Below are 23,106 nucleotides of genomic sequence, written 5' to 3'. Positions count from 1 at the left end.
TCTCGTATCTCGTATCTCGTAGAAGCATAAAAAAGCCCCAACACGAATGTCGAGGCTTAGAGTATCTTTATCTATGTGGACGTAGAGTAAATCCGTAGCTCACTACTCTTCGCTGTTTTCAGCAAACTTAGATGGCGACATACCAAAATGGTGCTTAAACCTTTGACTGAAATAGGAAGGGTCATTAAAACCAGAATCAAACGCGACGTCTGAGATCTTCTCTCCCGCAAGTAACCGCTCACACGCATGCTCTAAACGCACTTCATTCAAATGCTCTTTAAACGTCTTGTTATAAGCCGATTTAAAGCGTCTCTGTAAGCTTCTCTCAGACATGAACAAGTACTTAGCAGCAGTTGCAGTACTGAACTCTGCATCGGCGTAGTTTTCGCTCACAAGCTGCGACACTCTGTTTTTCCACTCTTGTTCAGCACTCAACCTTTGTTGCTCTGGCGTTGAAGCGGCAAGCTTAATGGTTTCAATCTGCTCAATGGTGCTGGCTTCCAGATTATCCAGCACTTGATATTCAATCGACCACGAAAGCTGAACCTTATTTTGATAGTCAGAAACAAACGCGTTCAGCTCACCACCACTCTGATTCATCAATAGAGGTAATTTTTCGATATTTAGATCAGTCGATTTTCCGGTGTTGTCACCCATGCTTGATGCCAATTTAGGGAAAGGCATCCCATGATCTCGAATCGTAACGACAAGATGCTCCTTCACTTCTTCAACCAGAACCACCATGCTTTGTGACTTAAAGTTTCTCTTGATGATGCTCGCAACCAAGTTGTTGAAAATAATATCGAGATTAAAATACAGCAAAGATACGTATCGTTGTTTGGTATCAACTCTAATATCCAGTTCAATACCCGCTTTGGCTAAATCATCTTGCCAAGCTTTGAGTACCGCTTCTAAGATCAAAATTATATCGTAACTGACCTTCCCTTCTCCTTGAGGTGTATTACTCAATTGAGCCAAGCCATTTTTCAGCGTTAAGATTGGCGACTTGCCTTTCTCATCATTCCAATTCGGGAGCATCGCAGCAATATGATTAACTTCAGATGAAAGTTCATTTGCTGTGTGCGATACAAGCGCACTCTTAACTGATAGCTGCTTTTTAAGCTGTTGATTGGTCGTCAACAGAATGCGACTTTGGTGCCTCAGTTGATCGGTTTTTAATGCAACTTGCGCTTTTAGGTGTCTATTGGCAAAAGTGACATAACGCGAACGCCAAAAAACCAAGATAGTCACAACACCAATCAGCAGTGCCAGAGAACTTGCGGCAGCCCAATTGCTCAGATACCAAGGCTCAGCGATTGAGAAGCTTTGATTCGTTGACACAAAGCGATAATGCGAGTCCTTAACGGGTTTAACTTCCAGTGTATAGTCCCCCGGAAGAAGATGGTCGAGCGTTAACAAGCCTCCTTCAAATTCTCTCCAAGGTTCATCGTCGCTCAGGCGATACTCCATCGCAGGGGCAAACGTCGCAGGTAGGATGCCCAACTTAAAACTCATGGATGAACCATAAGGGATTTCATCCAAATCAGCAGTCTTACCACCAAGTGATACGGTTTGCTGATCAACACTGATCTTACTCAGCAATGCTCGACTATGAGGTGTTGTTGATACCAATAACTCATCAGATAACGCACTGACTACGCCATACTTTGATCCAAAAATAAGCCTCGTAGATTGGCTGCCTTCGCTGTCAAACAAGGCACATGCCCCTGCCGCCAGTTCATTGGTGATCAAGCCAAATGGTGAACCGATATGTTTATGCAGTTGCCCATCCAGTCCGTAATAGCTGATACCTTTCGAAGAACCTAACCACACACCATTGTCATCGCTTATTAAGCAATTTGGGCTAATATTGTCTTCAACAAGCGTGACCTCTTGAATAATAGAGCTGTCATAAGGGATTCGATACACGCCATAACTACTCGCAAACCATTGAGCCCCATCCTTCGCTTTTTCAATATCGACCACTTTGCCAAATCGTTCACTTGAGCGACTAAAACTAATCCGTTTATCAATAAAAGAGTAGAAGCCATGGTCAGTGCCTATATAAATACGACCTTGTAACCCTATATTGAGAGCCGTGATTTTTGCTGGCAAAAACTTATCAACTAACCAGTCAGTACCGTACCCCGTCAGCTTCATGGTTTCGATAGATAACGAATAAAGGTCTTGCCCCGATGTTATCCAAAGTACGTTATCAGCTTGAAGCGCAAAGTTCTCAACGTGTACCCCTTTGATAGACCTTGGTAAACCGATCACTTCAGGCTCTAACGTATCGGTATTAAAACTAATAATGCCTTCTTCTGTAGCCAACCAAATAGAAGAACCAAAGACCTCAAAGTCCTGTACCGAGTTGGAGTAAACACGAATTGGACTAGCTTTGCTTTGAGCATCGACCAAATAGAGGCCCATTGAGGAAGCAACCCAAGATAATTGTTCACTAACCGGCTGTACTTTGTTTATCACGACACTACTTGAGTGCATTCCCATACCCGTTAATGGCGTTCTTGAGAATGTCTTACTGAACAGTGAGAAATATCGGATGCCGTTATTTGTCGCAACCCACATCCCACCAGCATGGTCGTTAATTAACGAATATATTTTCTCTCCCGGTAATGAGAAATCTTGATTAGCGGCTTGTTCGAATCGTGTAATTTGACCCGTAATGAAGTTATAACTAATGAGTCCATGCTCTGTGCCAATCCAATATTGGTCTGAAGTTTCAGCAAGCGAGAGAACGTGCGACCCTTTTATTTTGTTCTCTTTATCTGGATTCGCGAGATCAACAATCACAGCACCATTTAAAGTACCGATCACTAACTCTCGTCTAGCATTAGAAAAATAAACCGTCTCAATATGGTGCTTATCTGATGCAGTGATGTGAGTAAACTCTTGCGCCTCGGAAAGGTAAGCACCAGAACTGGTCGCGAGTACCCATTTTGACAACACCCACTCCGCATCGTTAATCGCAATATCACTGCTATTGTTGTATCGATACAGTTTGAGTAGTGAGTAGGTGGTAAATTCTAAAGATTGAGTGTTGTAAGTATAAAAATTACTACCATCTGTGACCCAAATATAATCACCTGATGAGCCGATATTCGCGATCTCAGCGCCGGGGCTTAAACTAAACGCAAGTTCATTGCCAATACCAGGGCTATGTCGGTACACCTCATTATCAAAAAATGTCCAAAACTCATCGTTAAGAAACGCGACTCTTTCTGAAGAAAATTGCAAAAGGCTGCCCTTTCGAGGGAATAGGGTTCGGCCATCATAAAAGAGTACTTTTCCATGGACATCATGAACCCATAGCCCGCCACCGGCACCTAAGTACAAGTTTTTAGCCGCAAGAAAGTTCCCTTGCGCTTGAACGGGCAAAGGATAGAAAACGGAGGGTGATGTATTTACCGCGAGAACGCTAAATGAAATGCTCATTAACATGAACATTCTGAAGATAATTCGATACAACTTTTCATCCTGAACAGCAATAACACATGAAATTATGGTATCCACAACGTCTTATCGTTGCTGAACCAAAAATTCAGTTTTTTTGTGCTTATTATTATCTTTCTATTTTAGCGGAAATTAACAAAGGAGAAAGGAGGTTTGCTATTTGTTGAGAGGTTTTATCTTAGCGGTCACGAAAATGCCGCAAAAAGCGGCATGATTCATAAATTAACGAGAGCAAAGTGTCGTTAGGAATATTGGTTATTGATTACTTAGCACTCAAGCAGCTTGTGTAGCTGTCTGTAAGTTGCTGAAGAAAATCGAAATAACTTCCACTCTTCACTTCAACCTGTGAACCAACAGGATCAAGTTGCCCTTGCTTAGCATTGCTTCCGCGAGTCACCGATTCGATCACAGCCGGTGTAAATTGAGGCTCTGCAAATACACATTGAACATTTTCACGCACCAAGGTTTTCTTGATAGCTATCAAGCTTTTTGCACCCGGCTTGCGCTCTGGGCTCACGGTAAAGTGACCTAAGTTATTTAACTCAAACTCCTGTTCGAAGTAGCCATACGCATCATGGAATACGTAGTAACCTTTGTCTTTCACTGGCGCAAGTTGTTCATTAATTGACTGCTTCTTCTCTTTCAAAGCAATCAAGAATGAGTCTAGGTTCTCTTGATACGCCATTGCGTTATCAGGGTCAGATTCAATCAACTTAGCTGAGATATATTTTGCCGCGACTTCAACTTGGTCGATGCCCAACCAAAAATGCGGATCATGGCTACCATGATGATGTCCTTCATGAGCATCGTGATCTTCATGCCCAAACTCTCTCAAGTTGATTCCGGGAATCTCACTGATCTTGATAACATTTTCTTTTGAACCAATCACCTTAGTCAAAAAGGCTTCTAGGTCAGGGCCGAACCAGATAACCATATCGGCACTATGAACTTTTTTGACATCCGATGGCTTAAGCGCATAATCATGCGGCGAAGCATTGCTGTTCATCAACACATCCGGCTCACTAACGCCTTGCGTTAATTCTGTCACAATCATTTGAATCGGTTTAAAGCTTGTTAGAATAGTATTGGCACTTGCGACACTTGGCGCTAAAAGCAAAGTAGCAAGTATAAAAGATGAACGTGACATAATCCCTCGATAATAGAAAAGTAGCTTAGGCTTGAGGTAAATGTTACATTATAACATTAGCGAATTGCAAATGAGTTCTATTCATGGATAACTTAATCCAACTAGATTCTGTGAGCGTCGAATTTGACGGTCGAAAAGTTCTAGACAACATCTCTCTAAATATAGAGCGCGGCAGAATCACCACCCTCATTGGGCCAAACGGTGCAGGAAAGTCGACATTAGTCAAAGTGGTACTGGGTTTACAAACCAAATTTTCAGGCACAATAACAAAAGCTAAAAAACTGAAAATTGGCTATGTACCACAAAAATTAAAGCTTAATGATTCACTACCGCTTAATGTAGAACGTTTTCTAAAGCTCACTGGCAAGTTCAGTCAGCAAGAGATCCTTGAAGCATTGAAGCTCGTTGGCGCTGAACATCTGCAAAAGAGTAACATGCACCAGCTATCTGGCGGTGAAAACCAACGTGTGCTGATTGCTCGTTCATTGCTAAGAAGACCAGATCTACTTGTTCTTGATGAACCTGCTCAAGGCGTTGATGTACAAGGGCAAATAGACCTGTATGACCTGATTGACACCATTCGTCACCGCTTTGGTTGTGCCGTATTTATGGTTTCACACGATCTGCATTTAGTGATGGCAAAAACAGACGATGTTATCTGCTTGCACCATCACATCTGTTGTTCAGGCGCACCTGCAGACATCAAACACCACCCTTCGTATATTGCGCTCTTTGGCACCGCGACCCAAGAAACACTAGCGTTTTATCATCACCAACACGAACATCACCATCATGATCTTGCAGGCCAGCCTGTCGAAGGCGACGTGCATGAATGTTCAAACCATAAACACGGACATCACTAATGCTTGAGTTTCTTCTTCCCTCTATTCTGGCGGGTTTGGGCATTGCGCTAATTGCAGGCCCATTAGGATCGTTCGTGGTATGGCGCAAGATGGCTTACTTTGGTGACACGCTTGCTCACGCTTCTTTGATGGGCTTAGCACTTGGCTTTCTGTTCAACATTAACTTGTATCTCGCGCTGCTGATTTGTTGTTTGATGCTGGCTGTGTTGCTAGTGACTTTACAAAAACAAAAGCTAGTCGCGACCGATACCTTACTGGGTATATTGGCGCACAGTGCTCTGTCTTTGGGTCTTGTTGCTGTCAGCTTCTTAGACAATGTTCGTGTCGATCTAATGAGTTACCTATTTGGTGACTTGCTTGCGGTGTCTCCAACAGATTTGGTGTTCATCTACGCGGGTGCTGCAGTGATTGGTTTAGTGCTTGCGATATTTTGGCGACCACTGCTTTCAACGACAGTAAATGAAGATCTTGCAGCAGTAGATGGCATCAACATTGATTTAATGCGTCTGATTCTGATGCTATTGGTTGGTATTGTAATTGCGGTCGGTATGAAGTTTGTTGGCGCGTTAATCATGACGTCATTGCTGATAATCCCAGCAGCAACGGCAAGAAAATTCGCCAATACACCCGAACAAATGGCATTCCTCGCTTCTGTAATTGGTTCTATCGCTGTGTTCGGAGGGTTGAGCTTGTCTTGGTTCTATGACACGCCAGCCGGCCCGTCTGTTGTTATTAGTGCTGCGGCAATGTTTATGCTGTCTCAAATGTACAGAACCCGCGCCTAAAGTGAAAAGTCGAGATTCATTCTGGCTTTTAACAACACAACAGTTGGTGCGGCAGTCGTTTATAAAAGAATCGTTTACAAAAAAATCGGTCAAAAAAGAAAAAGGCTTGGTCAATGACCAAGCCTTTCTTATATCGTTAGATAAAAGCTAGCTGATTACCAACCCGTGATTTCACGTAGGCCTTTACCGATGTCAGCAAGAGACTTAACAGTCTTAACGCCTGCTGCTTCTAACGCTGCGAATTTATCTTCAGCAGTACCTTTACCGCCTGAGATGATTGCGCCAGCGTGGCCCATACGTTTACCCGGAGGAGCAGTAACACCAGCGATGTAAGATACAACTGGCTTAGTTACGTTTGCTTTGATGAACTCAGCAGCTTCTTCTTCCGCAGTACCACCGATCTCACCAATCATTACGATTGCTTCAGTCTCTGGGTCTTCTTGGAAAAGTTTTAGGATATCAATGAAGTTTGAACCTGGGATAGGGTCACCACCGATACCAACACATGTAGACTGACCAAAGCCTTCATCTGTTGTTTGCTTAACTGCTTCGTACGTCAGAGTACCTGAACGAGATACGATACCTACCTTACCCTTCTTATGGATATGACCAGGCATGATACCAATCTTACACTCGTCTGGAGTGATAAGACCTGGACAGTTAGGACCGATCATGCGAACGCCAGTTTCTTCTAGCTTCACTTTAACGTCGATCATATCTGTAGTAGGGATACCTTCAGTGATCGTTACGATCAGTTCGATACCTGCATCAATTGCTTCTAGGATTGCATCTTTACAGAAAGGTGCTGGTACGTAGATAACTGTTGCTGTTGCGCCAGTTACTTCTACTGCTTCACGTACTGTGTTGAATACTGGAAGGCCTAGGTGAGTTTGACCACCTTTACCAGGTGAAACACCACCAACCATTTGCGTACCGTATGCGATAGCTTGGTCTGAGTGGAATGTACCTTGACCGCCAGTGAAACCCTGACAGATTACTTTAGTGTCTTTGTTAATTAATACAGACATTATTTAGCCTCCGCAGCAGCAACAACTTTCTGAGCAGCATCTGTTAGAGATACAGCAGCAATGATATCAACATCAGAATTAGCAAGTACTTCGCGACCTAGGTCTGCGTTTGTACCTTCTAGACGAACAACGACAGGAACTGTTACGCCAACTTCTTTAACTGCACCAATAATACCTTCAGCGATCATGTCACAACGAACGATGCCACCGAAGATGTTTACGAGTACTGCTTTAACATTGTCATCAGAAAGGATGATCTTGAATGCTTCAGCTACACGCTCTTTAGTTGCGCCGCCGCCTACATCAAGGAAGTTTGCTGGCTTGCCGCCGTGTAGGTTTACGATATCCATCGTACCCATAGCAAGGCCTGCACCGTTAACCATACAGCCAACGTTGCCATCAAGTGCTACGTAGTTCAGTTCCCACTGAGCTGCGTGCGCTTCGCGCTCGTCTTCTTGTGAAGGATCGTGCATTTCACGAAGCTTTGGCTGACGGTACATTGCGTTTGAGTCAATGTTGATCTTGCCGTCTAGACAAAGAAGATTACCTTCATTTGTAATAACAAGCGGGTTAATTTCTAGTAGAGCTAGGTCGTACTGAGCGAACATTTCACCAAGACCCATGAAGATCTTAACGAACTGTTTAATTTGATCGCCAGCTAAGCCAAGTTTGAATGCCAATTCACGGCCTTGGTAAGCTTGAGGGCCAACTAGAGGATCGATCGCAGATTGGTGAATCAACTCTGGAGTTTCTTCAGCGATTTTCTCAATGTCCACGCCGCCTTCAGTTGACGCCATGAATACAATTTTACGAGTTGCACGGTCAACAACAGCGCCTAGGTAAAGTTCGTTAGCAATGTTTGATGCTTCTTCAACTAGGATCTTTGTTACAGGCTGACCATTAGCGTCTGTTTGGTAAGTCACTAGGTTTTTACCTAGCCACTTTTGTGCAAACTCTTTAACGCCTTCTTTAGTGTCATGTAGCTCTACGCCGCCCGCTTTACCGCGACCACCAGCGTGTACTTGACACTTAACGACTTTCTTGGCTGTACTGATACGACCTGCAGCTTCGAAAGCTTCTTGTGCTGTATCACATGCGAAACCTTCTGGTACAGGCAAACCGAATTCTGCAAACAGCTGTTTGGCTTGGTATTCATGCAAATTCATTTTGATATTCCGTTTATTTTCCCTTAAGGGATTATTATTTCCATAACGACACAGTTTCCTGTGGTACGTCTGTAGGGTCTTCTCAAATCAACTGCTGTCCATTTTCTAATGGCTTTACAGTTCAAGTGAAGGCCAGACGTTGAGCAGCCTAGCCTTTGAAACTTTTTACGTCTAGCTAACGAGGTTAACTAGACGTTTTAGCGATACTAAACGTCTAATAACAGACGTGCAGGATCTTCTAGAAGCTCTTTGATAGTCACTAGGAAGCCAACTGATTCACGGCCATCGATTAGACGGTGATCGTAAGAAAGCGCTAAGTACATCATTGGTAGAATTTCTACCTTGCCATCAACAGCCATTGGACGATCTTGGATCTTATGCATACCCAAAATTGCCGCTTGAGGCGGGTTGATGATTGGCGTAGACATTAGAGAACCAAATACACCACCGTTTGTGATAGTGAAGTTACCACCCATCAGCTCATCAACAGTTAGCTTGCCGTCACGGCCTTTGATTGCTAGCTCTTTGATGCCTTTTTCGATATCAGCAAAACCTAGTGTGTCACAGTCTTTCAGTACTGGAGTCACTAGACCGCGTGGCGTAGATACCGCCATGCTGATATCGAAGTAGTTGTGGTAAATGATATCTGTACCATCAATCGAAGCGTTAACTTCTGGGAAACGCTTCAGCGCTTCTGTTACTGCTTTCACATAGAAAGACATGAAACCAAGACGCGTATCGTGACGCTTCTCGAATTGGTCTTTGTACTGCTTACGAAGGTCCATGATTGGTTTCATGTTCACTTCGTTGAAAGTAGTCAGCATTGCTGTGCTGTTCTTCGCTTCTAGAAGACGGTTTGCAACGGTCTTACGTAGGCGAGTCATAGGCACGCGTTTTTGGCTACGAGCCGCTGCTGGCGCTTCAACTGCTGGTGCAGATGCTGCTACCGGAGCCGCTTTCGCTGCTGCTAGGTGCGCGTCGATGTCTTCACGAGTAATACGACCACCAACACCAGTGCCTTTGACGTCAGCTGGTTGTAGGTTATGTTCTGCAAGAAGACGACGAACAGCTGGGCTTAGTGCGTCGTTGCTTTCTTCTGTCAGTGCCGCTTTGTGGCGCTTATCAGGAGAAGCTTCTGTATCTTCAGTGGTATCTTTCGTTGGTTCACCAGCGACAGCACCAGGTTTGATCTTTGCAAGAAGCTGCTTAGAAAGTACCGTAGCACCCTCTTCTTCTAGGATAGCTTCCAGAACACCCGCTTCAGGAGCAGGTACTTCTAGAACTACTTTATCTGTTTCGATGTCTACAATGACTTCATCACGTGCAACGGCTTCGCCTGGTTTTTTGTGCCAAGTCGCCACTGTTGCATCAGCCACAGATTCAGGTAAATCTGGAACCAGAATTTCAATTGTCATGTGCGTATTTTCCTTTTACTTCTAGTTCTTAAGTAGGGTCAAAGCGTCGTCAACTAACGCTTTTTGTTGTTTCAAGTGTACCGACATATAGCCAACAGCTGGTGATGCTGATGCAGGACGACCTGCATATTGAATATCAGCACCCACTGGGATAGCAGCTCGGAAATTATGTTGGCTACTGTACCAAGCACCTTGGTTTTGTGGCTCTTCTTGACACCAAACGTAATCGACTACATTTGTGTACTGTGCGATTGCAGCTCTCACGTCCTCGTAAGGGAACGGGTAAAGTTGCTCAATACGTACAATAGCGACATCGTCTTGCTCGTTCTTACGTCTTTGATCAAGCAGGTCAAAGTAAACCTTACCTGAACAGAACACGATGCGTTTTACGTTCTCAGGAGCCAGATCATCAATTTCTGCGATAGCTGGTTGGAACGTACCTTCTGCTAGATCTTCCATAGAAGACGTACATAGAGGGTGACGAAGCAATGACTTAGGTGACATTACGATCAGTGGACGACGCATTGGTCGAACAACCTGACGGCGAATCATGTGATAAACCTGTGCCGGCGTTGAAGGAACAACAACCTGCATGTTTTGTTCAGCACATAATTGAAGGTAACGTTCAAGACGAGCAGATGAGTGCTCTGGGCCTTGGCCTTCATAGCCGTGAGGAAGCAGCATAGTTAGACCACATAAACGTGCCCACTTTTGCTCACCCGACGAAATGAATTGGTCGATTACAACTTGTGCACCGTTTGCGAAGTCACCAAATTGTGCTTCCCAAAGGGTTAGACCGCTTGGTTCTGCCGTTGCATAACCATACTCAAATGCGAGTACCGCTTCTTCAGATAACACAGAGTCAAATACTTGGAATGGCCCTTGTTTATCATGAATGTTCGCAAGAGGAACATACGTGCTTGCATCTGATTGATTGTGCAGTACTGAGTGACGGTGGAAGAACGTACCACGACCTGAATCTTGGCCTGAGATACGAATACGCTTACCGTCATCAACAAGTGTTGCGTAAGCCAGAGTCTCGGCCATACCCCAATCGACTTGTTTCTCACCATTCACCATGGCAGTACGATCGTTGTACAGTTTGTTTACTCGGCTTTGCAGCTTATGGCTGTCTGGGTATTGACAAAGTTTGCTACCAAGCTCTTTCAGGCGCTCGATATCAATCTTGTTGTCCCATTCGATGTTCCAGTCATGACCTAAGTAAGGTGACCAGTCCACTGAGTGAAGTGCCATTGGGCGCCATTCTTTAACCACAACTTCACCGTGATCAAGTGCATCACGATATTCATTAACGAGTTGAGTTGCCGTATCAATACCAAACTCACCGCGTTCCATTAGCACGTCAGCATAAAGCTTACGTGGCGTTGGATGCTTCTTGATTTTTTGGTACATCAAAGGCTGCGTTGCATTCGGCTCATCGGCTTCATTGTGACCGTGGCGACGGTAACAAACCAAATCAATAACAACATCACGCTTAAACGTATTACGGTAATCTAATGCAAGACGTGCTACGAAAGCGACAGCTTCTGGATCATCAGAGTTAACGTGGAAAATCGGAGCCTGAACCATCTTCGCGATATCGGTACAGTACATCGTAGAACGTGTATCGCGAGGGTTAGACGTTGTAAAACCAACTTGGTTATTTACAACGATACGAACCGTACCACCAACACAGAAACCACGAGCTTGAGACATGTTGAACGTCTCTTGTACTACACCCTGGCCAGCGATAGCTGAATCACCATGGATAGTAATTGGAAGTACGCGGCTGCCATCTTTATCGTCTAGACGATCTTGGCGAGCACGTACCGAACCGATAACTACCGGGTTTACGATTTCTAAGTGAGATGGGTTAAATGCAAGTGCTAAGTGAACGTTGCCGCCTGGTGTTGCGAAATCCGCAGAGAAACCTTGGTGGTATTTCACATCACCAGTGCCCCACGAGTCATCGCTGTGCTTGCCCGCAAACTCGTCAAACAGGTCTTGTGGCTTTTTACCAAGCACATTGACCAGCATGTTTAGACGACCACGGTGAGCCATACCAACAACAACTTCACGCATGCCTTGTCCACCTGCATGACGAATAATTTCCTTCGTCATTGGGATCAACGCATCACCACCTTCCAACGAGAAGCGTTTTGCGCCTGGGAATTTAGCACCAAGATAGCGCTCAAGACCTTCAGCAGCAGTTAGCTCTTCTAGGAAAGCTTGCTTTTCTTCTTTATCGAAAGAGGGTTGACCAGAAACAGACTCTAAACGTTGTTGGATCCAACGCTTTTGCTCTGTGTTAGTCATGTGCATGTATTCAGCACCAATCGAACCACAATAAGTTTGCTTTAAAGATTTGTACAAATCTCGAAGCACCATCGTCTCTTGGCCAATGGCGTAAGAGCCGACGTTAAACGTCTCATTGAGGTCATCTTCGGTAAGAGTGTGAAAAGAAGGATCCAGTTCAGCGACTGTATCTCTTTCCCATAAACCTAGGGGGTCTAGATTTGCTGATTGATGCCCTCGGAATCGATAGGCATTAATAAGTTGCAGAACCTTTACTTGTTTCGCATCGACATCTGGATCACTAACTTGGACACTGTAATGCTTTGTTTCTTGAGCGAGTCGACGGAAGTATTCACGAACACGAGAGTGTGGTTGTTCCACTGCTTCTGAAGCTTGCACAGGCAGTTCTTCAAAAACACTTCTCCATTCGTCACTTACCGAATCGGGGTCACTTAGATACAGTTCATAGAGTTCTTCTACGTACGTTGCATTGGCGCCAGCCAAGTGTGAAGACTCGAGCCATGCCTTCATCACGCCGTTGTGCATATTTTCCCTTAACCAGTAGTTTTCACGTTTGCTGCGGTCTATGCCGAGCTATTAAAAGGCCGCCCCAAAACTTCTAGGGCGGCAATTTTTATATAACTTAAACCGAACGATTCACAAGCATGGTCTTGATGTGACCAATCGCTTTCGTCGGATTTAATCCCTTAGGACAAACACTTACACAATTCATGATGCCATGGCAACGAAAAACGCTAAATGCATCATCAAGATCGGACAGACGTTCGTCTGTCGCCGTATCTCGGCTATCTATTAGCCAACGGTATGCTGCAAGCAAGCCAGCTGGTCCGATGAACTTATCTGGATTCCACCAGAATGATGGGCACGAAGTCGTACAACATGCACACATGATACATTCATACAAACCATCTAAATGAGCACGCTCATCAGGGCTTTGTAGGTTTTCACGAGCCGGTGGCACATTGCCATCAGACACTAAGAACGGCTTAACTTTTTCGTAGTTATCGTAGAACTGAGTCATGTCTACGATTAAATCACGTACCACAGGCAAACCTGGAAGTGGGCGAATTACGATTTTATCTTGGCCAGTAAGAGCAGACAGAGGCGTAATACACGCCAATCCGTTTTTACCATTCATGTTCAAGCCATCAGAACCACATACACCTTCACGGCATGAACGACGGAATGAAATCGTTGGATCTTGCTCTTTCAAAAGAATAAGCGCATCCAAAAGCATCATGTCAGAGCCTTCTTCCACCTCTAGGGTGTACTCTTTCATGTAAGGCTTCTGGTCCACATCTGGGTTGTAACGGTATAAAGAGAAATTCAGTTTCATGGTCATATCTCCTTAGTACGTACGTGCTTTCGGCGGGAATGCTTCACGATGGATAGGTTCCATGTTCACGCCACGCTTAGTCATACTTTCTGATTCTGGGTTGTAAAGTGAGTGGCATAGCCATTGCTCATCATCACGGTCTGGGAAGTCAAAACGAGCATGCGCTCCACGACTCTCTGTACGGAAGTTTGCTGCAACCGCAGTTGCGAATGCCGTTTCCATCAAGTTTTCAAGTTCTAAACACTCAATACGTTGCGTGTTGAACTCTGTCGACTTGTCTGAAAGGTGTGCATTCTTAAGACGCTCACGAATCACTTTAAGCTCTTCTAAGCCATCAGCCATCGCTTTACCTTCACGGAATACAGAGAAGTTGTTCTGCATACATTGCTGAAGATCTTTACGAATTACCGCAGGGTCTTCACCGTCTGTACTGTTTTCCCAACGATTGTATCGCTCTAGTGAACGTTCAATGTCGGCTTCAGTTGCAGGTTTTGCTTCAGCTTGCTTATTCAGAGTCTCACCAAGGTGAAGACCTGTCGCACGACCGAACACAACCAAATCAAGTAGCGAGTTGCCACCTAGACGGTTTGCACCATGTACAGATACTGAAGCGATTTCGCCACAAGCAAATAGACCTTGAATTTCAACGTCTGAACCATCTTCAGTTTGTTTAATTGCTTGACCAGAAACCTGAGTTGGAACACCACCCATCATGTAGTGACACGTTGGGATTACAGGAATTGGTTCTTTAACTGGATCAACGTGAGCAAACGTACGAGACAGCTCACATACACCCGGTAGACGAGACTCAAGCGTCTCTTTACCTAGGTGATCAAGTTTCAGCTTAATATGAGGACCCCATGGGCCATCGCAACCACGACCTTCACGAATCTCAACCATCATCGAACGAGCTACCACATCACGACCTGCTAAATCTTTAGCATTCGGAGCATAACGTTCCATGAAGCGCTCGCCGTCTTTATTGAGAAGGTAACCACCTTCACCACGACAACCTTCTGTTACCAAAACACCTGCGCCAGCGATACCCGTTGGGTGGAACTGCCACATTTCGATGTCTTGCATTGGAACGCCAGCACGAATTGCCATGCCAACACCGTCACCAGTGTTAATGTGTGCATTCGTTGTTGATGCGTAGATACGACCAGCACCGCCGGTAGCAAGGATTGTTGCCTTCGCTTTGAAGTAGCAAACCTCGCCCGTTTCCATACAAAGCGCGGTAGTACCTAAGATTGCACCATCTTCGTTTTTAACAAGATCCAGTGCATACCACTCAGAGAAAACCGTCGTTTTGTGTTTAATGTTTTGTTGGTAAAGCGTGTGTAGCAGTGCGTGACCAGTACGGTCGGCTGCCGCTGCTGTACGAGCCGCTTGCTCACCACCAAAATTCTTAGATTGGCCACCAAACGGACGTTGGTAAATACTGCCGTTATCAAAACGAGAAAATGGAAGACCCATTTTTTCTAATTCGATAACCGACTCAGGGCCATTTTTACACATGTATTCGATAGCATCTTGGTCGCCGATGTAATCGGAACCTTTAACCGTATCGTACATGTGTTGTTCCCAGTGATCTTCATGCGCATTACCAAGAGCAACGGTGATACCACCTTGCGCAGATACAGTATGAGAACGAGTTGGAAAAACTTTAGAAAGCAACGCACAAGATAGGCCTTGCTCAGAAATTTGTAGCGCGGCGCGCATACCAGCACCACCAGCACCGATTACTACAGCATCAAACTCACGAACAGGAATAGTCACTTACGCACCCCACAAAATAAACAGACCAGAGAAGAAATATCCTAGAAGAACCGCAACAACACCGACTTGAAGACCAACGCGCAATTTTGCACATTTGATGTAGTCAGTTAGTACTTGCCACAAGCCGATCCACGCGTGAACCAAAATTGAAGTAAGTGCTAACATGGTGAAAACTTTAGTGAAGGTACCACCAAAGAATTGCGTCCAAGATGCGTAAGAAATATCACCTGAGAAAGCACAGAAGCTCACTAGGTAGATAGTGTAAAGCGTCATAATGATGGCTGTTGCACGAATCAATAGATAATCATGCACACCATTACGACCAAAAGTAGAAACGTTGTTTACCATACTAAGATCCCCGCTAGTAGAGACAATACCGCTGTTGCTGCGAATGCAACCTTCGCGCTCTTAGCGCCAGATTCCAGCTCTTCAAAGTGACCAAGGTCCATAAGAAGGTGACGAATACCACCAGCAATGTGGTAAGCCAAAGCGGTTAAAATGCCCCACAGAATAAACTTCACGAAGAAACCGTCGACAATGTCGCTAGCTTCCATAAAGCCTACAGGGGAAGAGAGGGAAATGGATAGTAACCAAAGCAGAATTCCGATCGCAACAAAAGTAATCACCCCAGACACACGGTGTAGGATGGAAGCTATTGCTGTGATAGGAAAGTGGATGGTCTGTAAATCTAAATTAACAGGTCTTGTCTTTCTTTCTTTCACGGGCTCGCTCACTCAGCTCCATTGAGCATGATGGTCATTAAATAACCTTATGTATTGTTATGGACAAAATTTGATTGCAAACCTTTAAAATTTAACATTAACTTAACAAATAACGTAAGTTGAGCCTTAGATAATTGTAAAATAATTGTTAACAGCTAGGTTTCTGAAGACACCTCACATTTCTTCTTAGCCTTGCATTTATAAGGTTTTAACCAAACTTTTCAGCGCCACTATACGGCTGGCAACATTCTAATACAATTGATGCAACAAATAATGCTACACAGAACAGATTTTTAACGAATTTAATGTAAAAAACACTAACAAGTGCACACAAAGCTGCAGAAAAATTGACTTTTTCACGTAAGACCAGTAAAAAAATGGCACATAAACATCCTGGACGGATTAATAATAACAAAGGAGATTGTTATGGCGGATAAGAAAGCTACCCTTCATATTGAAGGTCAAGCACCGATCGAATTGCCGATTACAGAAGGTGTACTTGGTACTCCGGTCATCGACGTTCGTACACTGGGTTCTAATGGTTTTTTCACTTTTGATCCTGGTTTTCTTGCCACTGCATCTTGTGAATCGCAAATAACTTATATTGACGGTGGAAAAGGTATTCTTCTACACCGTGGTTATCCAATTGATCAACTGGCCAATAACGCTGATTACTTAGAAGTTTGTTACATTCTTTTATACGGCGAAGCCCCTTCTCGAGCTCAATACGAAGAGTTCAAGACGACAGTCACACGTCACACCATGGTTCATGAGCAAATTGCTAGTTTCTTCCACGGTTTCCGCCGTGATGCTCACCCAATGGCTGTTATGTGTGGTGTGGTAGGTGCGCTTGCTGCGTTCTATCATGATTCATTAGATGTTAATAACGACACACACCGTGAAATTGCGGCATACCGCCTAATTTCAAAAATGCCTACACTGGCTGCAATGTGTTACAAATATTCTATCGGTCAACCGTTTATCTACCCGCGCAATGACCTAGGCTACGCAGAAAACTTCCTACACATGATGTATGCAAACCCATGTGAAGAATACGAAGTAAATCCTGTTGTGGCTCGCGCAATGGACAAAATCTTTACGTTACATGCTGATCACGAACAAAATGCTTCAACGTCAACGGTTCGTTTAGCAGGTTCTTCGGGTGCAAACCCATTTGCTTGTATTGCTGCTGGTATCGCTTCTTTGTGGGGCCCTGCTCACGGTGGTGCTAACGAAGCTTGTCTAATGATGCTTGAAGAGATCGGTAGCGTAGACAACATTGAAGAATATGTAGCAAAAGCAAAAGACAAAGATGACCCATTCCGCCTAATGGGCTTCGGTCACCGTGTTTACAAGAACTACGATCCACGTGCAACGGTAATGCGTGAAGCGTGTCACGAAGTACTTAAAGAGCTAAACATTCAAGATCCACTACTAGACGTAGCAATGGAACTTGAGCGCATCGCTCTTTCTGATGAGTACTTTGTTTCTAAGAAGCTATACCCGAACGTAGATTTCTACTCAGGTATCATTCTGAAAGCGATCGGTATTCCAGTATCTATGTTCACAGTAATCTTCGCGATGTCTCGTACTATCGGTTGGATTGCACACTGGAACGAAATGCACAGCGATCCGACGAACCGTATCGGTCGTCCTCGTCAGTTGTATACTGGTGAAGAACAGCGTGATTTCCAAGCTCTACACGAGCGCGAATAGTAAAGTTTAGACTTTTCTAATCGATTGAAATCCAAAAGGGTTGATGTATTAACATCAACCCTTTTTTGTCTTCCAGTATTTCGTATCACTTCAATGAAGGTACAAATATCCAGAAAGTCATAACCTCTAAATGTGGCTACACTGGATTATCAATATCGATAAATTCTACGTCTAAGCCATGTTCTTTCGTTAGCCATTCACCTAGCGCTTTCACACCGTAGCGTTCTGTTGCATGGTGGCCTGCGGCAAAGTAATGAATGTCTTGTTCACGTGCTGAGTACGTTGTGCGCTCTGAAATTTCACCAGAGATAAACGCATCAATACCTTGAGACGCAGCTAACTCAATGTAATCTTGACCACCACCAGTGCACCAACCGACAGTCGTAATCATTTTATCTTGGTTTTCTGGAGCGATATGTAATGGCTTGCGGTTCAAAGCTTGGCCAATCTTTTCTGCGAACTCCGCACCAGTTATTGGTGAACTCAACTTACCAAACATCGCAACTGATTGTGGGTGCCCTTCTAAACCGCCTTCAACTTCGATATCAAGCAACTCAGCAAGCTTGGCGTTGTTGCCTAACTCAGGGTGAATATCAAGAGGCAAATGGTAACCCAAAAGGTTAATGTCATTTTTAATCAAGGTACGAATGCGCTTACCCTTCATACCACGAATGGCTTCTGACTCACCTTTCCAAAAGAAACCGTGATGGACCAATAAAGCGTCTGCGTTCAGTTCTACCGCTTTATCAATTAATGCTTGAGAAGCTGTCACACCAGTAACAATCCGCTTTACTTGAGAAGTACCTTCCACTTGAAGACCATTAGGACAGTAATCTTTAATCTGCTGTGGCTGAAGTTTTTCGTTAAGTAGCTTTTCTAATTGTAAGTTATTCATTTTTCTTTCCAGCTTAACTTTATAATAACGTCGTTATATCAATTTACGGGTAGAATGTCGAAAGCCCCACGATGAGTTTATGAGGAACCGATGACAGCACTGCAACGTTTTTACCAATGGGTCATCGACTCACCGCCGTTACTGAAAATTAAGCCACCGATTTCCGATCTTGGTGCATTCTTAAGCCCCCATGCCATCGACTCATCACACACTTATAACGGAAACCCAAGGTTAGGCTTCCTCTACCAGCATCTATGTGAACAAGTCATTGAAGCCTCACCTGAGTATTCGGTCAAGTACGATGAGATTCAAATTAATGTTGAGGGAAGAACACTCGGTGCTATCGACTTTATTCTTGAAAAAGAGAACAACCAAAAGCTGCAACACTGGGAAGTCGCGATCAAGTTTTACCTGCTCCATGAACAGACATGGTTTGGTCCTAACTCTCACGACCAATTGGATAAGAAGTTAGACAGGATGCTCACCCATCAACTTGGCATGTCCTCTTCAGCGGCGTTTGTGGAGCAATATCCAGAGATCGATGTCGACTCAAAACATCTCCTCATGCAGGGTCGTCTATATACCAACCCATTCTTAGATCAAAAAGTACCTACTGAATGTTTGGGCTATGACATTAATTCAAGCCAAGTAAACGGTTTTTGGTGTTATCAAAACCAAGCCCATTTAATTACTGACGTGCTCTACCCTCTCACCAAAGAGCAATGGGCAGCTGGCACTGATGACTTCAGCTGTGAACCTCTTTCTGAGTTTGGTGATCGCTTCGTTCATGGGCAAACCAAATCTGGTCAATTCTGGTTTGTGATGCCACAAAGCTGGCCACACGGATAATCTATTCAGCCATTGAGTAGACTTAGCCTTAGCCACTTGCTTACAGACAAATAAAAAGGGCTGATGCTTTCACATCAACCCTTTCACTATTTACCTTGTGACTCTACTAATCGGTATTCGATTATAGGCCAGCAGCTGCAAATACTTGATTAACAATCTCTTGAGCTTCTGCTTCGATTGCTTTCAGGTGCTCTTCACCTTTGAAGCTTTCACAGTAGATCTTGTAGATGTCTTCTGTACCTGATGGACGAGCAGCAAACCAACCGTTTTCAGTCGTCACTTTTAGGCCACCAATCGCAGCGCCATTACCCGGAGCGTGCGTTAGGCGTGCAGTAATTGGGTCACCAGCCAGCGTCTCAGCAGAAACCATCTCTGGAGACAGCTTCTTAAGTACGTCTTTTTGTGCACCATTTGCTACCGCTTGAATACGGTTATACTTAGATTCGCCGTGTTTAGCAGCAAGCTCTTCGTAATATTCTTGTGGGTTCTTACCCGTTACTGCTGTGATCTCAGCCGCAAGCAAACAAAGAATTAGGCCATCTTTATCTGTTGACCAAGGCGTTCCGTCTTTACGTAAGAAAGATGCACCCGCACTCTCTTCACCACCGAAACCAAACTGACCGTTGTATAAGCCATCAACGAACCATTTGAAACCAACTGGCACTTCACAAAGTTCACGGCCTAAGTCAGCAACAACACGGTCGATTAGTGCACTTGATACTAGTGTTTTACCCACTGCAACGTCTTTGCCCCAACCTTCACGGTTACGGTATAGGTAGTCAATACAAACCGCTAGGAAGTGGTTTGGATTCATCAAGCCTTTTGGCGTAACGATGCCGTGGCGATCGTAATCAGGGTCGTTACCAAACGCTAGTTGATAGTCGTCTTTAAGCGCCAGTAAACCTGCCATTGCGTACGGAGAAGAACAATCCATACGAACCACCCCATCTTTGTCTAGAGACATAAATTGGAACGAAGGATCAACCGCTTCACTGACCAGAGTGAGATCTAGGTTGTACGCTTTGCCAATTTGACGCCAGTAATCAATACCGCTACCACCCAGTGGATCAACACCAATCTTGATGTTTGCTTTCTGGATCGCTTCCATATCAACCACGTTAACCAAGTCAGCAACGTATGGTGCAACTAAATCAACTTCTTTCACTAGCTCAGACTGTTTAGCCAGTGCGATAGGAGTACGCTTTACACCTTGCATTTGCTCAGCAATGATGACGTTCGCACGATCTTCAATCGCTTGAGTTAGCTCAGCCTCAGCAGGGCCACCGTGTGTCGGATTGTATTTAATACCACCGTCTTGTGGTGGGTTATGCGAAGGCGTGATAACAATGCCGTCTGCTTTTTTTTCATTCACTAAGTTATGCGTAAGAATCGCGTGCGAGATACCTGGTGTTGGAGTAAAGCCATTGTTTTCTTGAATAATAACTTCAACATCGTTGGCTACAAGCACTTCGATTACAGTAGAAAACGCAGGCTCAGAGAGAGCGTGAGTATCTTTACCTAGGAAAAGAGGCCCTGTTGTACCGTGCTCAGCACGAACTTCAGCCACCGCTTGTGCGATCGCTAGGATGTGGTTTTCATTAAATGTTGATTTGTCTGCTGTACCACGGTGACCTGAAGTACCGAACAGTACTTTGTGGTCTGGGTTAGTAGCATCCGGTTGCTGTAAGAAATAGTTAGCCACTAAAGCCGGAATATTATGAAGATCTTCCTGCTGAGCTTTCTGCCCAGCACGAGGGTGCATAGCCATTTTTCGACATCCTTATATATAAAATTTAAAAACAAAAAAACCTCATAATATCTTCTTATCCATGGATATTATGAGGTTTAAATCAGATTTCGTTAAATTGAACCTGTTACTTTTTCTATCAATTCTGCTTGGAAACTCATGCGGCTCATAAGCTGTTCAACCATTTGTCTTTTACGGCTAGTGTTATTGTTAGTTATAACCCAAAAAGGACTTTGTGGAATGGCTTTAGGCTTAGTTGTGTTGCCGTTTGCTAGCAAGGTCTCTTCGTTGTCTGCAAAGTAAACACGCTTGCGGCCTTTTACTTGAGTTGCTTCTGAAAAGCTTAAAGGGTCGATTTTATGCAGTGTCGATAACACAAGCATGAAACGATCAATGGCTTTCTTCAGTGATGCAAACTCATCTGATATTAGTAGTGAGCGCATTTCTTTAACACCATCGAACTTCTCTGGAGTAAAGCCTACCTCTTTGCTAACAACGATACCTTTTGGCTCAACGATCTCTTCGATCGGAACCATGCCTTGGCTATCAACCTGTAATAAGCGGCGCAGAATATCTGAAGCGCTTTCGCCAATACGTTCTGTCTGACCCGCAATAAAACGGTATAGGTCCTCATCAACCTCAATTGTTTTCATTCGCTTTTCACAATCTCAATGTTTAAACTCAGGGGGATTATAGCGAGATCCGCGCGGATACTCTACGTCAAACCCACCATGAATAAGATAAAAATGTCAGTACAGCTCAACTATAAATTAGAAGGTGCGGGTCACACCATTGTTTTGATCCATGGATTATTCGGTAATCTGGACAACCTTGGCTTGCTCGCTAGGGATCTAAAAGCCGAACACCAGGTACTTAGTATCGATCTACGCAACCACGGCCAATCCTTCCATAGTGACACTCACGACTATCAAGCAATGGCACAAGATGTGGCTCAACTACTGAATGATCTTGAGTTAAATGATGTCACTGTGATTGGTCATTCCATGGGTGGCAAGGTAGCGATGGCGCTGACACAACATCTTACGCTGCATAAATTGATTGTCTTGGATATGGCACCAGTCGCGTACACCCAAAGTCGTCACGACAACGTATTCGCCGGCCTACAAGCCGTGATAGAAGAAAAACCGACATCACGCTCAGACGCGCTTAAGATCCTCGCAAAACATATCGAAATTGATGGGGTTCGCCAGTTCTTGACCAAATCTTTGTTCAAAACGGAACAAGGCATCATGGAATGGCGCTTCAACGTTGCTTCGTTATTGAGCAACTATCCACAAATTATTGGTTGGGAACCGATCGAGAAAACCTCGGTCAAAACCTTGTTAATAAAAGGTGGGGATTCTGATTACCTCACAGCTGAGCATCAAACCGCCGTTCAACAGCAGTTTTCCAACGCAAAGGCTCATGTTATCGCTAACACGGGACACTGGTTACACGCGGAAAAGCCAGCTGAAGTACTCCGTGCAATAAGAAAATTCATCGCTTAGATAGGTTGATTAGTCGATATAAATGAGAGCTGTGTAATCACAGCAGATTAACTTTATCTCACAACAGTGATATAGTGCGCCCAAGCAAATTTGGTATATAAGGTTCCCATGCTTTACGACTACATGAACATCATTGAATCTATTGGTTTAGATCTTCTGTTTGCCGCGATTTTCTTTCTAATCGGAATGGCAATTAAAGACGTTCTAAAGGAAGGAAATGTTCCTGCATTTGGTCGTCGCATCGTATGGTTAGTACTTTTCCTTGGCTGCGCAGGTTTTATCGCAAAAGGGATAATCCAACTAAGCTGGGAAGGAACTGGAATCTAACGATTTCCTCCGAACTTTATTACACCGACAACAGAC

At 44.3% G+C, this 23,106-nt stretch carries 19 protein-coding genes; 6 read left to right on the top strand and 13 right to left on the bottom strand.

Going from position 1 to position 23,106, the window contains the following annotated elements; genetic code table 11:
• Window positions 1-102: 102 nt before the first annotated feature.
• On the bottom strand, window positions 103-3,486 hold the full coding sequence (locus tag AACT19_RS12430) for an AraC family transcriptional regulator (protein WP_076646496.1): 3,384 nt from the start codon (window positions 3,484-3,486) through the stop codon (window positions 103-105).
• A gap of 247 nt (window positions 3,487-3,733) precedes the next feature.
• Window positions 3,734-4,618, bottom strand: coding sequence for a zinc ABC transporter substrate-binding protein ZnuA (gene znuA / locus AACT19_RS12425; RefSeq protein ID WP_017079474.1), 885 nt, complete (start codon window positions 4,616-4,618; stop codon window positions 3,734-3,736).
• A gap of 83 nt (window positions 4,619-4,701) precedes the next feature.
• Here znuA and znuC point away from each other — a divergent pair, with 83 nt between their 5' ends.
• Both znuC and znuB read left to right on the top strand, forming a co-directional pair.
• Window positions 4,702-5,481 (top strand): zinc ABC transporter ATP-binding protein ZnuC, encoded by a 780-nt coding sequence (gene znuC / locus AACT19_RS12420; RefSeq protein WP_004734207.1) that lies wholly within the window; start codon window positions 4,702-4,704, stop codon window positions 5,479-5,481.
• Window positions 5,481-6,266 (top strand): zinc ABC transporter permease subunit ZnuB, encoded by a 786-nt coding sequence (gene znuB, locus AACT19_RS12415; protein WP_017084084.1) that lies wholly within the window; start codon window positions 5,481-5,483, stop codon window positions 6,264-6,266. The genes znuC and znuB overlap by 1 nt, the downstream gene beginning before the upstream one ends.
• Window positions 6,267-6,421: 155 nt before the next feature.
• Here znuB and sucD read toward each other — a convergent pair whose 3' ends face one another.
• From sucD to sdhC, 8 genes are all read right to left on the bottom strand, one after another.
• Entirely contained in the window at window positions 6,422-7,294 is an 873-nt protein-coding gene (sucD, locus tag AACT19_RS12410; RefSeq protein WP_004734209.1) for a succinate--CoA ligase subunit alpha, read from the bottom strand.
• Window positions 7,294-8,460 (bottom strand): ADP-forming succinate--CoA ligase subunit beta, encoded by a 1,167-nt coding sequence (sucC, locus tag AACT19_RS12405; protein ID WP_004734210.1) that lies wholly within the window; start codon window positions 8,458-8,460, stop codon window positions 7,294-7,296. The genes sucD and sucC overlap by 1 nt, the downstream gene beginning before the upstream one ends.
• A gap of 206 nt (window positions 8,461-8,666) precedes the next feature.
• A complete protein-coding gene (odhB, locus tag AACT19_RS12400) occupies window positions 8,667-9,875 on the bottom strand; it encodes a 2-oxoglutarate dehydrogenase complex dihydrolipoyllysine-residue succinyltransferase (protein WP_004734211.1) in 1,209 nt (402 codons plus the stop codon).
• Window positions 9,876-9,896: 21 nt separating this feature from the next.
• On the bottom strand, window positions 9,897-12,716 hold the full coding sequence (sucA, locus tag AACT19_RS12395) for a 2-oxoglutarate dehydrogenase E1 component (RefSeq protein ID WP_076646494.1): 2,820 nt from the start codon (window positions 12,714-12,716) through the stop codon (window positions 9,897-9,899).
• A 97-nt stretch (window positions 12,717-12,813) separates the two neighbouring features.
• Entirely contained in the window at window positions 12,814-13,527 is a 714-nt protein-coding gene (locus AACT19_RS12390; protein ID WP_004734213.1) for a succinate dehydrogenase iron-sulfur subunit, read from the bottom strand.
• A gap of 12 nt (window positions 13,528-13,539) precedes the next feature.
• Window positions 13,540-15,306, bottom strand: a complete 1,767-nt coding sequence (gene sdhA, locus AACT19_RS12385; protein WP_004734214.1) for a succinate dehydrogenase flavoprotein subunit — start codon at window positions 15,304-15,306, stop codon at window positions 13,540-13,542.
• Window positions 15,307-15,654, bottom strand: a complete 348-nt coding sequence (gene sdhD, locus AACT19_RS12380; protein WP_004734215.1) for a succinate dehydrogenase, hydrophobic membrane anchor protein — start codon at window positions 15,652-15,654, stop codon at window positions 15,307-15,309. It lies immediately after the preceding gene.
• Window positions 15,648-16,040: a succinate dehydrogenase cytochrome b556 subunit gene (sdhC, locus tag AACT19_RS12375; RefSeq protein ID WP_012604532.1), complete on the bottom strand. Its 393-nt coding sequence runs from the start codon at window positions 16,038-16,040 to the stop codon at window positions 15,648-15,650. Before sdhC ends, sdhD begins: the two co-directional genes overlap by 7 nt.
• A gap of 414 nt (window positions 16,041-16,454) precedes the next feature.
• On the opposite strand from sdhC, the gene AACT19_RS12370 reads away from it, so the two are divergent.
• Window positions 16,455-17,744, top strand: a complete 1,290-nt coding sequence (locus AACT19_RS12370) for a citrate synthase (RefSeq protein WP_004734217.1) — start codon at window positions 16,455-16,457, stop codon at window positions 17,742-17,744.
• A gap of 136 nt (window positions 17,745-17,880) precedes the next feature.
• Here AACT19_RS12370 and AACT19_RS12365 read toward each other — a convergent pair whose 3' ends face one another.
• The gene (locus AACT19_RS12365) at window positions 17,881-18,639 is read right to left on the bottom strand and encodes a Nif3-like dinuclear metal center hexameric protein (RefSeq protein ID WP_017084087.1); all 759 of its coding nucleotides are present in this window, start codon (window positions 18,637-18,639) and stop codon (window positions 17,881-17,883) included.
• A gap of 90 nt (window positions 18,640-18,729) precedes the next feature.
• On the opposite strand from AACT19_RS12365, the gene AACT19_RS12360 reads away from it, so the two are divergent.
• On the top strand, window positions 18,730-19,488 hold the full coding sequence (locus AACT19_RS12360) for a DUF1853 family protein (RefSeq protein ID WP_076646492.1): 759 nt from the start codon (window positions 18,730-18,732) through the stop codon (window positions 19,486-19,488).
• A gap of 121 nt (window positions 19,489-19,609) precedes the next feature.
• On the opposite strand, the gene pgm is transcribed toward AACT19_RS12360, so the two are convergent.
• Together pgm and seqA are read right to left on the bottom strand one after the other, a co-directional pair.
• Window positions 19,610-21,256 carry a phosphoglucomutase (alpha-D-glucose-1,6-bisphosphate-dependent) gene (pgm, locus tag AACT19_RS12355; RefSeq protein ID WP_076646490.1) on the bottom strand — a complete coding sequence of 549 codons (1,647 nt, stop codon included), beginning with the start codon at window positions 21,254-21,256 and terminating at the stop codon, window positions 19,610-19,612.
• 92 nt (window positions 21,257-21,348) lie between these two features.
• Window positions 21,349-21,888 carry a replication initiation negative regulator SeqA gene (gene seqA, locus AACT19_RS12350; RefSeq protein WP_004734221.1) on the bottom strand — a complete coding sequence of 180 codons (540 nt, stop codon included), beginning with the start codon at window positions 21,886-21,888 and terminating at the stop codon, window positions 21,349-21,351.
• 93 nt (window positions 21,889-21,981) lie between these two features.
• Here seqA and AACT19_RS12345 point away from each other — a divergent pair, with 93 nt between their 5' ends.
• Both AACT19_RS12345 and AACT19_RS12340 read left to right on the top strand, forming a co-directional pair.
• Complete coding sequence (locus AACT19_RS12345; RefSeq protein ID WP_076646488.1) at window positions 21,982-22,743, top strand: alpha/beta fold hydrolase; 762 nt, start codon at window positions 21,982-21,984, stop codon at window positions 22,741-22,743.
• Between the two features lie 108 nt (window positions 22,744-22,851).
• Window positions 22,852-23,070: a DUF2788 domain-containing protein gene (locus AACT19_RS12340; RefSeq protein WP_004734223.1), complete on the top strand. Its 219-nt coding sequence runs from the start codon at window positions 22,852-22,854 to the stop codon at window positions 23,068-23,070.
• Window positions 23,071-23,106 lie beyond the last annotated feature (36 nt).

Origin of the sequence: Vibrio sp. 10N.222.47.A9 (assembly GCF_963872585.1) — a bacterium.
Classification (GTDB): Bacteria; Pseudomonadota; Gammaproteobacteria; order Enterobacterales; family Vibrionaceae; genus Vibrio; species Vibrio splendidus.
The sequence above is the reverse complement of the archived record's forward strand: the minus strand, read 5'-3'. Positions and strand labels throughout refer to the sequence as shown.